Genomic DNA, 14,618 nt, shown 5'->3' on the forward strand with positions numbered 1-14,618 from the left:
CCCCGCATCACAAAATTCCCTTTTGCAATTCGGCAACCCCTAACCTTGTAGGTACTTCCCAAAAAAATCCAAGGTTCTTGCCCATGCGAGCTCGGCGGTTGGCTCATCGTAGCGGGCGGTGGAATCATTATGAAAACCATGATTCACATTGGGATAGAGGTAGGCAATATACTCGGCCTTGTTAGCCTTCAATTGGGTTTCGTACTCGCCCCAAGTGTCGTTAATCCGTTGATCTAAAGCGGCAAATTGCAACATCAGCGGGCCTTCAACTCGGCTGCGTAGCTCTGTGGCTGCAGGCGTGCCATAAAAAGGCACGCCAGCAGCTAGCTCATCGGGAATGCTGGCGGCGAGCATATTGACTATATAGCCGCCAAAGCAGAAACCGACGGCGCCGAGTTTGCCATTACTCTGGGGGTGGGCCTTTAAAAAGCGGGCTGCGGCGATAAAGTCCTGCTCGATTTTGGCTCTGTCGAGGCTGGCTTGCATGGCGCGGCCCGCATCGTCATTGCCGGGATAGCCGCCGAGGCTGTAAAGCGCATCGGGGGCAAAGGCGATATAGCCCTTGGCCGCTAAGCGGCGGGCAACATCTTCGATATAAGGATTCAGGCCACGGTTTTCATGCACCACTAACACCACAGGGGCTTTTTTAGTGGGGTCCAGGGTCTTAGAATCGCCAGCCTCTTTGCCGGGAATCAGCATAGAAGCTGGCATCACTAAATAACCGCGCCCTTCACCATAGCCCTCGGGGGAGGGAAACTTCACATAACTGGCTTGAATGCTGGGATCGTTAAAGGAGACTTGCTCGGCTAAGGCATAGTTGGGCATGAGTGCGCCAGTAAGCGTTGTCATGGTAAACCCCAGTGCCACAAGGCCTGCGAGGCGAGCCATAAATTCGCGGCGGTCGATGATGCCGTGGGCATATTCATCGTACCAATCGAAGGCCTCCTGCGGGATAGGCTGGGCAGCTGGCGCGTTATTGTCGGACTTGGGTTGTGGGCTCATCGTTCTTTCTCCATTGAACAAGCTACCACAGGTTTATCTTCCCTAGCTTGTGAGTTATCTAGCGGCGTTAACAAGAGTAAAGGATGAAGCCTGATTAGGGCAATCGGCTTTCTCGCCTTAGGCCGATATTCATCATGCAAACTTACGACTGATCTTGCCCCCTGATTGGCATGAGCTTTTTATTCCCTAGGGGCTTTTTTGTGTATAATGTCGCCAATTTTCGGATTAATAGATTTACATTTCAATAACATAAGTTGCCAATGGAGTTCAGATGGCTATAGGGATATGCAGAGTAATTTGTACCACTCTTACGCTCACGGTTGGGTTAACGGCGTGCGATAGTGCGGGCTCCAATAAATCGGGGGGCATCCCCAGCGCACGCGAATATCAGGTGATTTCGACCCTCAGCATCAATGACGGTATTGAAACCCAAAAGAACATGCAGGGGCGCGTGCTACTGAATTACCAGTTGCAGGATGCTCAGGGTAAAGCGACCAGCTTAACCACACCATTGGCCAATGATGCCCACTTCTTCGTTCAGCCGAGCCTGATGCAATTAAGCGATCACGCCCTGCCTATCCCCATCAGCAATATCGATCCAAAAAACAGTGGCAAAGAACTCACCTCCATCATTCAAGCGGGCTTTAATCTCGAGCTGAAAAATGGTGACAACAATCGGCTCACGCCCGTTACCCAGATAAATCAAAAGGATATCGCCGAGCTATTTAACCGCTGGACGAGCCTTAAGTCCCTATTTGAGCAATCGCCAACCCTGCCCGTGCAGCTTGAGCCCCGCGTGGGTTATAGCACCAGCGCCCCCATGGATGAGCGGTTAATCTGGACGGTTGAGCAAGTCAGCGACGATAGATTGCTGGCGGTGCTACAGAATAAACAGCAACTGGGCGAAAACACTAACCTTAAGGTCTACGGCAAATTCGAGCTTAACCGTAAAACCGGTTGGTTAGAGAGCATGGCGCTATTTAAACAGGATGAACAGCGGGGAAGAACCTTTATCCAGCGCATCGTTATGGCGCCTAAGGATCGCCCCGATGTGATGAGCCTACTTTGGTATGCCGATGACAACTACGATGCCGAGCGGGATATCGATGATAAGCAAAAGGAGCTTTATCCCATCAGCGATGTGCCGCGGGAATATAAGCCTACCGACAAGGCATTTATCCAATCCTTATTAGCTGATCATCAAGGGATTATTGATAATATTGGCGACTGGGGCAGCGATACTCCCGAGGAGATCCAACTGCGCTTTGTGCATGCCATGAGCCCGCAATATGTGGTCGGCAATATGCGCTATGAGGATATCACCGCCTTTGATGAGAGCGGAAAAGCGTTAGATCTCAACTTCTGGCAACACAGCACGGGGGCGGCGGTTAATTTCAGCCGCAACATTGAGTCGTCGACCAATATTATCGCCACGGGTTGGGATAACACCGCCGATAAACTCAAGCGGATGAGCTATATCAGCGCTAAGCTCACCTTAGTCCCTGAGACGAATAACATCATCGAAAAATCCTGGGATGAACTGCTCGCTTCGCCCTATACCTTTGGCGATGCCAGCCTCACGATTCAGCCCCTAGATGCCAACGCTAAGCTCTTTAAAGTGGTCATCAAGCAGAGCGACAGCCACAAGATCCACCTAGATCTTCAGCAGTTAACAGGCAAAATGGCCCATGCCCGCGCCGAGTCGGAGTATCCAGAGTGGCTCACCCTGACCGATAAAGAACTGCTAGCGGAGTTGGCTGGTGCCGATGAGAGTCATCCGCTGACGACCAGCGCACTGCTGCTTAAGTTAGACGAAATCCCAAAAAACCTAGTATTAGTGACGAGTCAACCCCAGCCAGAACTCAGCCAAAGCAAGCAGATCCGTTTTGTGCCCGAAGCCGAGTATAACCAAAATCTTGCCAATCCCCTGAGTGAGTTTGGCAGTGTCAGTATAGGTGACTCCTTCTCGGATAAATTGGCGTTGTCCAAGCCAGAAATCAGTGCGGTGAAGGATATAAAAACGGCGACTGAAAATGGTCACAACTTATATATCCCCATGTCTGCTGCGTTAGCGACGGCCTGTAAGCCCGAAATAGCACAAGGTTTTAATGAAGGCACACAGGCGGTGACTTGGCAGTTTGTGCCCAATGGACCCGAAGGCGCGGCTTACCATTTGATGACGCCCGACCGCGTGCGCCAGTACTTCTACGATAGGCGCATTCAAGGCACTATCCATTGCAAAGGCGATATCCACTGGCAAACCTTGGCGCAATCCGTCACCGAACGCCCTTGGTTAATCGATTTGCAAACCTGGCTGACCGATACGGGTTATGGCAAGGAGCCGAGTAAAGATTTACCCAATTACATCAGAGTCGAGAATGCTCAAGGCAAGCCACTAACGATTCGTTTGCCCGAAGAGACAGAGTATAGGATTGATGAAGTACTGTTAGATGGCCGCTATTTAAGTGTTACGGGCGCCGCCGCTAAGGTGAGTTATATGACTATCTCCCAAGATGCTGTCGATATTCCCTATGAATTCACCTTTAAACCTTTGCCTTAAGGAGCGGTTATGCGTCCATTTACTGTAAAACTGCTCCTAGGAGCACTCGCCCTCATCAGTACCCATGCCAATGCAGAGAAGGTATTACTCGATGCCCATTGGAATGTCATCAAAGATGAGAAAAAAGCGCTGTACTATTTTGAGCAACCCGTTGATCTGACTGATGGCTACTATAAGGTCGAGGTTTACTACAAAGAAAAGAATAGGCTTTTCTGCTCAACGGCCATCGCCGATAAAAATATCGGTAAGGCACTCACTAGCGAGCAATTTCGCGGGCCTTATCAATGTTACTTCGACGATGGAACCCCCTACGAACAGGGCTTTCGCAACGGGCAAGGTCAGCTCGATGGCGTCATCAAAAAGTACATTGCCACAGGCCAATTATATACTGAGTCGCACTATGAAAATGGTGTAAAACAAGGCCCAGAAACCGGTTATTGGAATGGCGGCAATATCCGCAACAAAACCACCTATAAAGATGGCCAAGCCGTCGGTATCAGCGAAAATTTTAGTCCCGAAGGTGAAGTCACCGCCAAAATCTGCCATGACCCCACCTGCGTCAGCCAATATTTTAATCTAGGCAAACTCAACCGAGAGGAGCATAAGGTTGATGGTCTTCTGCAAGGCACAGAGACCACTTGGGGGCTGAATGGCCAAGTCATCTCCACCCAAGAGTGGTTGAAGGATAAAAAACACGGCGACTACTTTAGCTATTTTGACAATGGCAAAGTAGAGCAGCACTTTCAGTATCAACAGAATTATAAGGTCGGTGAGCAGCTCACTTATTTTGAAAATGGCCAGCTCAAATTAAAGGAAGTCACCAACGATAAGGGCGATGTCATCCAGGCCATCGAATACGATGACAAGGGTGAGATTAAACGCACTACCGACAGCAAATACCAAGGTAATCGCTGGGTTTATCGCAAACAGCAGCGCTATCGCGATGGCCAATTGATTGAGACTCAAGAAGAAGACAAACTCAAAAACGGGTCGCTCTCTGAAACCTTCAAACAAGGCTTGTTAATCGAACGCCAGGAGCGACTCAATAAGCAATTGAATGGCTTACAGATCAAATCCTTCGATTACAACGATGTCATTACCCTCACCCGCGAATATTATCAGGCGGGTAAGCGTGAAGGCGCCTATGAGACGGTAAAAATTGAGCCAGCCACAGGCAAAAGTCAGCTGGTAGAGCAAGGTCAGTATGCCAAGGATAAACAAGCAGGCACTTGGAAGAAATTTCAAGATGACGCCACCCTCACCTATAGCCACGATGATAATGGTGAGCTCCACGGTGAATACCTCAACAAGGCCAACTCAGGCCAGTTGCTTGAATCTATGCACTTTAAACATGGCAAGCCCGATGGTTTAGTCCAGCGTTACGCCAGTAATGGCCAAGTGTATGAAAAAGGCGAATATCGTAATGACCTGCGCCAAGGCGATTGGGTATTCACCGATAATGAATTCCAATATCGCCCAAGGCCGAATCCTGAAAGACGCTCTTGGCATGGCCGTTTTGAGCAGGGTAAGCAAGTCGGCCACTGGGAATTGCGTACCCCCGAGGATTATGTGCTCGAAATAGCCAACTATGACGACCAAGGTAACTTGCATGGTAAGCAATACCAGTTTGAGAATAATGGCTCGATACAGGTGATTAATCATTACAATCACGGCCAATTTTTAAATCAGGAAACACCGCCGCCCGTCTTACCCGTTGAAGATAGCGTGTTTCCTTTTTATTAACTCAAGCCTGTGGCTGTAAGCTGTTTAGCTTAACGCCATTCGCGTAAACTGACGCGCTGTGCACTCGGCCAAAGTGCACAGCATTAACGTATTATAAACGTTAGGATTCTTATACTGGCCGCCATTGTGCGGCCCTAAGACCCAGAGCAAAGGATCAGCATGTACAACACGCCATTTCGCCTTATTAGCCTCGCCATTGCCGCAACTAGCCTAGTCGGCGTCCATGCACAGGCGGCGCAAAACCTCTCCTCCATGATGGTCGAAATTCGCCAGCAGGACGGTATTACCAGCTATTACAATCTCGCCACGGGCATGCCCTTAAATGGTGATATTGCCATCGTTCGCGATAACCAAGGTTATACCTTAGGGCAATTTTCGCAGGGGATACCGAATGGGAAATGGCAGGTTTTTCATAGTAATAACAGCCGAATCGTCGAAGGTAATTATCAACTGGGTTACCAAGAGGGTACTTGGCGACTGTTCGACTTAGATGGCGCCCTAACCGAGGAGCAGCAATTTGCCAAAGGTGTTCCGGTTGGCGAATGGAAGGAATTTAGCGCCACGGGCCATGTCAGCCAAAGCACCCTCTATAAAAATGGCCAAAAGTCCCAGGTCAAACGTTTCTTCCCGAGCGGCAAATTACAGGCGCAAGAGAGCTACCTCGATAACCTTCGCCACGGTAAATGGGAAAGCTTTTATGAAAACGGCACCCTCTCCCAAAGCCAAACCTACGCCAATAACCAACTCTCAGGCCCCTATCTAGAGCAAAATGCCGAGGGCCAAGTGGTCGTTAATGGGCGTTTTGATGCCGACGGTCGCCGCCAAGGTCTATGGGAAACCTTTTTCGACGATGGCACTAAGGCCAGTGCCAGCCAATTTAATCTCGATAAACTCGAGGGTGAAGAACGCACCTTTTATCCCAGTGGCGAACTGGCGAGCCTGTGCCACTATCAGACGGGACTGCGCCACGGTAAGTGTCAGCAATTCAATGAGCTGGGCAAACTCCAAGTGGAGGAGCAATACCTCAACGATGTGTTAGAGGGCCGTCAGCAGTATTTTAACCTCGAAGGCGTACTGACCAGCGATTTGAACTACAAGCAGGATATGCTCGCTGGCACGCAAAAGTATTTCCATTCCAACGGCCAACTTAAAGAGCTGCGAACCTATCAGGACTCGCGACTGGCCGATAATGGTCAATATCCGTTGCATGGACCTTCTGAACGCCATGATGCGGACGGAAATCTTATCGAAAAAAGCAGCTACAACATGGGCTTGAAGGATGGATTATTTGAGCGCTATAACGGCGGTAAGCTCCAAACAGCTGAGGTGTGGAAGCTAGGTCAAAGGGATGGAGAGTTCCGTCGTTACCACACCAATGGCCAGCTACGCAGCTTAAATATGTATGTCGATGGCAAACTCACTGGCCGCTCCGAATCCTACTATGAAGATGGCTCTGTGAATGAACGCGGTGAGCGCATCGAAGGCGCTTGGGTCGGTAAGTACGAGTCCTTTTACGACAATGGCAAGCCCAGAGAACTCGCCCACTACGCCCGCACCAAACCAGATAACGGCAATAGCTATCCCCTCGATGGCCACTTTAGTCGCTGGTACTACAATGGCGATCTCAATGAGGAAGGTGAATATAAAGCAGGCGTAAAAGAGGGACTGTGGATCCAATATCAGCAGGGGCAAAAACAGAAAGAGCAGAGCTTTGTTAATGGCAAACTCAATGGCGACTATGCCGAATATTACCAAGGTCGACGCCGTGTCACCGGCCAATACGAGGATAATCAAAAAACAGGACTCTGGATCGATTACCGCTACGAAGCCAAAGATCCAACCTACGGCGCGATCCCTGAGGGCAATATCAGCCAGAAAACCCATTGGAAGGACAATAAGCGCCATGGCACCAGCGAGTACTACAGCTTTAAGCAAGTGGTTTATCGCTTAGAAACCTATGATAACAATGATAAAACAGGCACCTATGCCGAATATTATCCTAACAATGGCCAGCTCAAACTCAGCGGTACTATGGATAAAGGCAAACAAACGGGTCTGTGGGAAAGCTGGTATGAGGATGGCATTTTAGCCGCCAGTAGCGAGTTTTTAGATAACCAACAACAGGGCAGCACTAAAGAGTATTACAGCAACGGTCAGCTCAAATTCGAAGCCCAATACGCTAAAGGCGAGCTCGACGGCGAGCGCAGGGAATACCACCAAAATGGCAAACCTAAACTCACTGAGACTTGGTTAAAAGGCCAGAAGGAAGGCGATGCCAGCTATTACCACACCAATGGCAAACTCGCCGAACAAGGGAGCTTTTTGCGGGATCGTAAAGAAGGTTTGTGGCAACAATTTTGGCCCAATGGCGAAAAACGCAGTGAGGGTAGCTATATTGCCGATCGCCAAGCGGGGGATTGGAATAATTACGATCAGCTCGGCAAATTGATCAATACCGAGCACCATGGCTAAGACATTGACTTAGCCAGCATGCGGCTTGCCTAAATCTGCTCGCAACATCGGCTAAGTCAAAGGTATTAATCGAGAACTGGGGTTTGGAATAAAAAAGCGATCTCGCTCAAAAATTTATGCCTAACCCCAAATCTAAAGGATTATTCATGCAAAATGTGCCATAACCAATGTCTATACTAACGGCCTTTTTCCGCTTTGGATCAACTGCCTATGAAGACATTTATCAAAGACGAATTTGCCCTGCTGCTCGGAATACTCACGTTAGTATTCTTTAAAACGGGTGGCGATAGCTTGCTGGCCGATGGCACAGCACTCTCAACTTATATTCCCGTTTCACTCACCCTGCTCGGAGTAGTGACTTGGGCGATTTTCTCTGTGGTGCGTCACTCAGACGCGCTTGCCATCAAGCTCGGTGACCCCTATGGCACCTTGATTTTAACCCTGTCGGTGATTTCGCTCGAAGTCGTGATGATTTCTTCGGTGATGTTAACGGGCGAGCCAAACCCCGTGATGGCAAGGGATACCATGTTTGCCGTAGTAATGTTAATTATCAACGGTTTAGTCGGTTTCACCCTCTTACTTGGCGGTTGGCGCTATCATACCCAGCACTTTAATTTGGATGGGGTGAAATCCTATTTAGTGGCGATTATTCCCCTCGCCCTGCTCTGTTTAGTGCTACCTAACTTTACCGAGGGTGGCACCATTGGCAGCATGTCTAAGCCTATGTCTTGGATGCTGATCATCATCTCGATTTTGCTCTATGGCATCTTTTTAGTGATCCAAACCAAGAGCCATAGCCACTTCTTTGTCGATGCCGACCACGAGGACCACGAAGAGCATCACGGCATACTGCGCAGCAATATCTACCACACAGTGCTGTTGATTGGTTATTTGCTGGTGGTGATTCTGCTCGCCAAAACCCTTGCGATGCCAATTAATTACAGCGTGGCCTCTCTCGGGGCGCCGCCAGCACTGGGTGGCTTTATTGTCGCCTGTTTGATCTTATCGCCAGAGGCCGTGGGTGGCTTTAAGGCTGCACTCAACAATCAACTGCAGCGGGCGATGAACCTCTATTTTGGTTCAGTACTCGCCACTATTGCGCTTACCGTACCCGCGGTGTTGATTATTGGCTCTCTTATCGACCAAGAAGTCCACCTAGGCCTATCTGCAGCGGATATGGTGCTATTGGCCACCAGTTTAATGGTCTGCAAAGTCAGTTTTAGCAGCGGTCGAACCAATGCACTCCATGGGGCGACCCATATAGTGCTGTTTATCGTGTACCTCTTCCTGATGTTTGAGCACGCCTAAATACCGCTTACATTCAATAGGAAAACCCATTAGCCGAGGATTTACCTCGGCTTTTTATTGGCCTGCGACTGCACCTTGTTTGGGCGTAGCAAGCCCCCAAGCAGCAGCCCACTGCCCAAACCACCCAGGTGCGCGGCATTATCCACCCCGCCAAAGAGTCCCATCACAAGACTGGCAGTAACGAATAGGGTCAGATTCAGGGCGAGCGGCATATTGTCCGCCAAGGGCAATAAACCCAACCATATCCAGATGATCAACACCCCAAATAGCCCCATGATAGCGCCCGAGGCACCTATGCTGATCGTCGCCTCATACCAGCCTATGCTGGCCATACTCGCCACTAAACCACAGCACAGATAGACCCAGAGTAAACGCCATTTGCCCAGCAGTGGCTCCAAAAACATCCCCGCAAAAAACAGCCCGTATAAGTTAAAGACCAAATGCATCAGGCCGCCGTGCAAAAACACATTGCTGATTAAACGCCAAACTTGTTGCTCAAGCACCAACTGCCGAAGGTTAGCCCCCCAATCGAGTAACACACTGTTTGGTAAGGCGATAACGTGCTGGCTGACAAAGGCCATCAATACAAATATCAAGGTGTTGATATAGAGCAAGATAGGTGTGATAACAAAGCCCTGCCGAGGTTTAAATTCGGCCAAAAAGCCATAGAGCTCTGCCTTAGGTTTTTCCATACTCAGCTGTGCAGCCATGGGCTTAGACGCCTGCGTCTCATCCAGTTTTAGCATCAGACTCATCAACAACCACAGAATGGCCCCAAAGCTTAACCAAGCAATAATCCACGCCAGTTTATGGCCATTACGCGCCTCGAAGGGTTGATTCACAGGCATTAAGACGGTTTGGTAACCCTCGAAGTAGACAGTGCTTTTTTGAGCAGCGGTGAGTAGCTGAGTGTAGCGGCTTGACGGGCCTATACGGTCCAGATAGACAAAATCATCCGGGTTTAAGGCATTAAATTCCTGCTCACTCTGATGAATAAACTCCTGAAATAGCGATTCTTTCTCCTGCTGTTCGAGTCGATTACTGATCGTTTTCTCATAAACTTTGCCATACCATGCCAAGGCCTTAGCACCGACCCGCCAACTCTCATTACGTTTAGCGAAAATCGGCATCGCAATATACAGGCTCATGCGCAGCTCACTGTTGCCCTTACCTATGGGCTCAATATTACGCTGCACACCTATGTGTTTTTTATCAATATAAAACTGATTTAATTGGTAATACTTAGTTTGCGGCTGGTGTAATAGTGCATTGATGGACTCAAGTTGAGTCAACTTGCCTGTTGCACTATTAAGGTATTCCTGCACCACGATAGTGGGCACGGCCAGCAAAAGCACGGCAATCACAAAATAGATAAAACGGCTATTGCTCTTGGTAAAGCGGAATAACTTGAGCCTCGGCCTTAAATAGAAAAACAGCAAGGGCCAAGGCAATATCAGCGGCAGCCAGAAATTGATAATCGATTCGTCAATCCTCAGCAGTTGGAACTCGATAATCAACAACCAATGGAGCAAGCTGTAGCCTGAGACAAATAGCAGGCAGAGCAGTATAAAGGGCACATAGATCAACTGGAGTTTTTTTAAGATTAACGCCACACGCATATCATCCTTGAGAGAAAAATCCCGCCAATGATACGGCGTATCGCCACACAACGCACCCTTAGCGGGGTGATTGCTTGGTTTTTAGTGAAGCCAATCAATCCTCTACAACAAAAGTGCTAGGCCATACCAACAAAAAGGCCAGAACGATTCTGGCCTTTTTGTTGAGTGGATAAGCAACTAACGTCTGCTTAGGTCTCGCTGACTTTGGCAAACTGCTGCTGACTGCGCTGCTTTTTATACTGCTTAGCTTCGGCAGGGATCGGAGTCACTTTGCCGGTTTCTAACCAGTTACGTAAACGGTTGGCATCCGCCATATGGGTGTATTTACCATAGGCATCGAGCACCACAAAGGCCACTTGGCGTTTAGCCATTTCAGTACGCATCACTAAACAATGGCCAGCCTCATTGGTAAAGCCAGTTTTAGTGAGGTGAATATTCCAGTTATCTTTGTAAACCAAACGGTTAGTGTTTCTAAAGTCGAGGCTGTACTTAGGTTTGCCAAAGGTGACGGTTTTCTTTTCGGTCGAGCTTAACTGACCTAACATCGGATAACCTTCGCTGGCCTTGAGCAACACTACTAGATCACGGGCACTCGAAACGTTTTTCTCGGACAACCCAGTAGGCTCCACATAGCGAGTATTCTTCATGCCTAGGGCTTTTGCCTTAGCGTTCATCGCCTTAATAAAAGCTTTATGACCACCGGGATAATGGTGGGCAAGACTCGCCGCGGCACGGTTTTCTGATGACATTAATGTCAGCAATAACATATCTTTACGGCTAATTTCACTGCCGATACGCACTCGAGAGTACACACCGCGCATTTCCTTAGTGTCGTTGATATTGATGGCAAGCTTTTCATCCATAGGCAACTTAGCGTCTAAGGTTACCATGGCGGTCATCAGCTTAGTCACAGAGGCAATAGGTCTTACGGCATCGGGATTACTGGAATAAAGAATTTCATTAGTTTTTAGATCCACCACCAGCGCACTATTGGCGGCCACTTCCTGCTGTTTTACAGGGGCTTTTTTCGCCGTGGCGGTGCTTTTTGTAGTGACAGAGGCCGAATCGGCAGAATGCGCTGTCGCGGCAACAGTTAAACTGCTGCATACCAAGATAAAACTACCAAGCAGAGAAGGGATCTTCATGTAGATTTCACTGAGTCGTTAAATAAGTCGAATGTGCTACGCACAAGGTTGAAGCTAAGTATAAGAGGTCTGTGGAAAAAGGAATAGAATCCCAATCGACTTTTATCTGTAATATCAGCACTTTTTAGCCTAAATTTGCGGAAATTTTCTGAATTTTCATTCACTAAAAATTTCGCTAATTAAGTACTTAATACCAATAAAAATTCAATCAGCAATTATCAATACTAAAAACAATGTCATTTTCAGTATGACCATCCAAACAACAGCGATTAGGAGAGACTTTTTAGTTGTTACTCGTTAGCTATCAGACGAATCGCTAAGTCAATAAATGCCTCAAATCGAGAAGGTAAAGGCCGAGTGTTTTTATGCACTAAATACAGCGACTCCTGCACTTTTTGCTCAAGTTCTACCGCCCATAGACTCTCCCTAGGTATAAAGGCGTTGACCGTAGTTAAAGGAAGCACAGTAAAACCAATGCCTTTAGCGACAGGCAGTAAGATTTGATTGAGCTGATTAACATAACCCCTGCGTGGGATCTGCTGGGCGATGCCACTAACATGTCGCTGACTCCCGCGGGCATTGCGTGTCGCTTCAGCTTCGCCGAAATTGGCTCTGAGGACTTGCTGCAGATAATATTGTCCATCGGGATGATCAATAAAACCAATATGTTCCAGGCGTTTTCTATCTAACGGCATACTTTGATACTGGCTTGGCAGCACTAAGGCTAACTCCGCATAGCCTATGGCTTGATAACTGAGCTCAGCTTCATCTGTGCGCTTAGTGACTATGCCCACATCGAGCTGGTTATTTAAAATGCCCGACACTATGCGTTGGTTGGGCGCCGCCTCTAACATCACATTCAAGCTGGGATACTGAATTTGTCTCTCTAGAAAATGCGGATAGAGCAAACTTGCTATCGCCCCCGAGCAGCCAAAACGGCACTCACCAATATTGGGTTCGTCGGTTTGCAATCGCGCTAACAGCTCTGTTTCGGCTTGTCGATAGTCACGGGCATATTGATAGAGAATGCTGCCCGCTTCTGTCAACTCAAAGCGCTTACCCTGTCGCAGTATCAGGGACACACCCACCTGTTCTTCCAACTTTTTAATATGTTGGCTAACCCCAGGTTGAGTCATAAACAGCTTTTTAGCCGTCAGAGTAAAGTGCCCGACCTCAATCAGGGTCACGAAGGTCTGCAGCCATTGTTGATTCAGCATATGCACTCTCTATCGATCATTTCGCCCACCAATAATAAACAAAAATTATCAAAATAAGAAAATTTGATAATTTTTAATTGTTAATCGAACACCATAAACTGACTCCATCGCCACTGAAGCTGTGATGATTCGGCTTTTTGGCACGTTACATTCGCACTAGGAGTTAATATGAATACACCTTATCCACGCACCTTTTCGCATATTGGTATTTCGGTCCCCGATCTCGAAGCAGCGGTTAAGTTTTACACTGAGGTACTCGGCTGGTATCTGATCATGCAGCCAACCGAAATTATTGAAGACAACTCGGCAATCGGTGAGATGTGCACCGATGTATTTGGTCCTAATTGGGGTTCTTTTAAAATTGCTCATTTATCGACGGGCGACCGAATTGGCGTCGAGTTATTCCAATTCGCGAATCAGGTGAACCCTGAGAACAACTTTGAATATTGGAAAACCGGCGCATTCCATTTCTGCGTGCAAGATCCCAACCTTGAAGAACTTGCCGAAAAAATTGTCGCCGCTGGCGGTAAGAAACGTATGAAGGAACCGAGATATTACTATCCGGGTGAAAAACCCTATCGCATGATTTATATGGAAGATCCCTTTGGCAATATCCTCGAAATATATAGCCATAGCTATGAGCTACATTATGCCAGCGGCGCCTATCAATAAATCATCACTAAAGAAGTTGTCCATACCATTTCATATTAAGTTGACCAAGATGTGATATTGGTATGGACGACTCGATAGCTCAAATAGAAACCAGTAGAAGATTCCCCCAACTAAAGCTCCTCTCACCAAGCTCACAAAAATACACATTCCATCAATTTAAGCTACAAATCAATGGCCCATTGATACAACTTAAGTTATATTTCGCCACATCAGGAATAGTACGTTTAGCTTACTGATTTAAAAACATTTTCAGGCTGGCAATTAACCGTATGCGGTAACCTTTACTCGTGTCAGGATGATGTTTTTTCTCCCCACGCAACACTATTCCTGATAACGAGTTGATGTCTACAGTGGACACCACTGGTTTTTATTATTTCAAAATTAGGGATTGATGATGTTAAAAAAACTGCTTACGCCAATATTGGCTGCTTGCCTATTCCTTTCTGGCTGCGCAACAGTACCAATGGCCTCAAAAGAAGAAGATGCAAAATTAAAAACATTCCAAAAACCAGCAGACAATAAAAGTGGTATTTATGTTTACCGTAATAGCTTTGTTGGACAGGCACTAAAGAAAAATATCTATATTAACGGTGATCTCATTGGAGAGTCGGCTAACAAAGTTTATTTCTTTAAGGAAGTTGAGCCGGGTGAACAAATGTTGTCGACTGAATCTGAATTCAGCGAAAACAATTTAACCGTAAAAACCGAAGGAGGTAAAAATTACTTCTTCGAGCAATATATCAAGATGGGTGTCTTTGTTGGTGGAGCAGGATTAAAAGCGGTTTCGGATACCGAAGGCATGAAAAACGTTCAAGAATGTAAACTGGCGAAGTAGTCATTATTTATTCTTTGGCCAATAAAAAACCAGCCATTAGGCTGG

General features: G+C 47.5%; 10 protein-coding genes. 6 read left to right on the plus strand and 4 right to left on the minus strand.

The features are described 5' to 3' along the window. Positions 1 to 39 precede the first annotated feature (39 nt). Positions 40 to 1,002 (minus strand): dienelactone hydrolase family protein, encoded by a 963-nt coding sequence (locus SHEWANA3_RS17240; protein ID WP_011718093.1) that lies wholly within the window; start codon positions 1,000 to 1,002, stop codon positions 40 to 42. A 271-nt stretch (positions 1,003 to 1,273) separates the two neighbouring features. Between SHEWANA3_RS17240 and SHEWANA3_RS17245 the strand changes: the two genes are divergently transcribed. From SHEWANA3_RS17245 to SHEWANA3_RS17260, 4 genes are all read left to right on the plus strand, one after another. Continuing rightward, on the plus strand, positions 1,274 to 3,562 hold the full coding sequence (locus tag SHEWANA3_RS17245; protein WP_011718094.1) for a hypothetical protein: 2,289 nt from the start codon (positions 1,274 to 1,276) through the stop codon (positions 3,560 to 3,562). Between the two features lie 9 nt (positions 3,563 to 3,571). Further along, on the plus strand, positions 3,572 to 5,305 hold the full coding sequence (locus SHEWANA3_RS17250) for a hypothetical protein (RefSeq protein ID WP_011718095.1): 1,734 nt from the start codon (positions 3,572 to 3,574) through the stop codon (positions 5,303 to 5,305). A 159-nt stretch (positions 5,306 to 5,464) separates the two neighbouring features. Further along, positions 5,465 to 7,777 carry a toxin-antitoxin system YwqK family antitoxin gene (locus SHEWANA3_RS17255; RefSeq protein ID WP_011718096.1) on the plus strand — a complete coding sequence of 771 codons (2,313 nt, stop codon included), beginning with the start codon at positions 5,465 to 5,467 and terminating at the stop codon, positions 7,775 to 7,777. Positions 7,778 to 7,987: 210 nt separating this feature from the next. Further along, positions 7,988 to 9,085 (plus strand): calcium:proton antiporter, encoded by a 1,098-nt coding sequence (locus tag SHEWANA3_RS17260; protein WP_011718097.1) that lies wholly within the window; start codon positions 7,988 to 7,990, stop codon positions 9,083 to 9,085. A gap of 41 nt (positions 9,086 to 9,126) precedes the next feature. Here the strand turns inward: SHEWANA3_RS17260 and SHEWANA3_RS17265 are convergent, their stop codons facing one another. The 3 genes from SHEWANA3_RS17265 to SHEWANA3_RS17275 form a co-directional block, all read right to left on the minus strand. Then, positions 9,127 to 10,704: a rhomboid family intramembrane serine protease gene (locus tag SHEWANA3_RS17265; RefSeq protein WP_011718098.1), complete on the minus strand. Its 1,578-nt coding sequence runs from the start codon at positions 10,702 to 10,704 to the stop codon at positions 9,127 to 9,129. Between the two features lie 188 nt (positions 10,705 to 10,892). Further along, on the minus strand, positions 10,893 to 11,849 hold the full coding sequence (gene pbpG, locus SHEWANA3_RS17270) for a D-alanyl-D-alanine endopeptidase (protein ID WP_011718099.1): 957 nt from the start codon (positions 11,847 to 11,849) through the stop codon (positions 10,893 to 10,895). Positions 11,850 to 12,139: 290 nt separating this feature from the next. Then, a complete protein-coding gene (locus SHEWANA3_RS17275) occupies positions 12,140 to 13,066 on the minus strand; it encodes a LysR family transcriptional regulator (protein ID WP_011718100.1) in 927 nt (308 codons plus the stop codon). Positions 13,067 to 13,234: 168 nt separating this feature from the next. Here SHEWANA3_RS17275 and SHEWANA3_RS17280 point away from each other — a divergent pair, with 168 nt between their 5' ends. Continuing rightward, positions 13,235 to 13,738, plus strand: coding sequence for a lactoylglutathione lyase family protein (locus SHEWANA3_RS17280; protein WP_011718101.1), 504 nt, complete (start codon positions 13,235 to 13,237; stop codon positions 13,736 to 13,738). 394 nt (positions 13,739 to 14,132) lie between these two features. Further along, positions 14,133 to 14,573, plus strand: a complete 441-nt coding sequence (locus tag SHEWANA3_RS17285; RefSeq protein ID WP_041412771.1) for a DUF2846 domain-containing protein — start codon at positions 14,133 to 14,135, stop codon at positions 14,571 to 14,573. Positions 14,574 to 14,618: the final 45 nt, after the last annotated feature.

The sequence above is a fragment of the Shewanella sp. ANA-3 genome (assembly GCF_000203935.1).
Lineage (GTDB): Bacteria > Pseudomonadota > Gammaproteobacteria > Enterobacterales > Shewanellaceae > Shewanella.

Bases quoted from the DNA above. Each gene is read 5' to 3' on its own strand.
- SHEWANA3_RS17240 (WP_011718093.1), bottom strand. From the start codon at position 1,002: ATGAGCCCACAACCCAAGTCCGACAATAACGCGCCAGCTGCCCAGCCT.
- SHEWANA3_RS17245 (WP_011718094.1), top strand. From the start codon at position 1,274: ATGGCTATAGGGATATGCAGAGTAATTTGTACCACTCTTACGCTCACG.
- SHEWANA3_RS17250 (WP_011718095.1), top strand. From the start codon at position 3,572: ATGCGTCCATTTACTGTAAAACTGCTCCTAGGAGCACTCGCCCTCATC.
- SHEWANA3_RS17255 (WP_011718096.1), top strand. From the start codon at position 5,465: ATGTACAACACGCCATTTCGCCTTATTAGCCTCGCCATTGCCGCAACT.
- SHEWANA3_RS17260 (WP_011718097.1), top strand. From the start codon at position 7,988: ATGAAGACATTTATCAAAGACGAATTTGCCCTGCTGCTCGGAATACTC.
- SHEWANA3_RS17265 (WP_011718098.1), bottom strand. From the start codon at position 10,704: ATGCGTGTGGCGTTAATCTTAAAAAAACTCCAGTTGATCTATGTGCCC.
- pbpG (WP_011718099.1), bottom strand. From the start codon at position 11,849: ATGAAGATCCCTTCTCTGCTTGGTAGTTTTATCTTGGTATGCAGCAGT.
- SHEWANA3_RS17275 (WP_011718100.1), bottom strand. From the start codon at position 13,066: ATGCTGAATCAACAATGGCTGCAGACCTTCGTGACCCTGATTGAGGTC.
- SHEWANA3_RS17280 (WP_011718101.1), top strand. From the start codon at position 13,235: ATGAATACACCTTATCCACGCACCTTTTCGCATATTGGTATTTCGGTC.
- SHEWANA3_RS17285 (WP_041412771.1), top strand. From the start codon at position 14,133: ATGTTAAAAAAACTGCTTACGCCAATATTGGCTGCTTGCCTATTCCTT.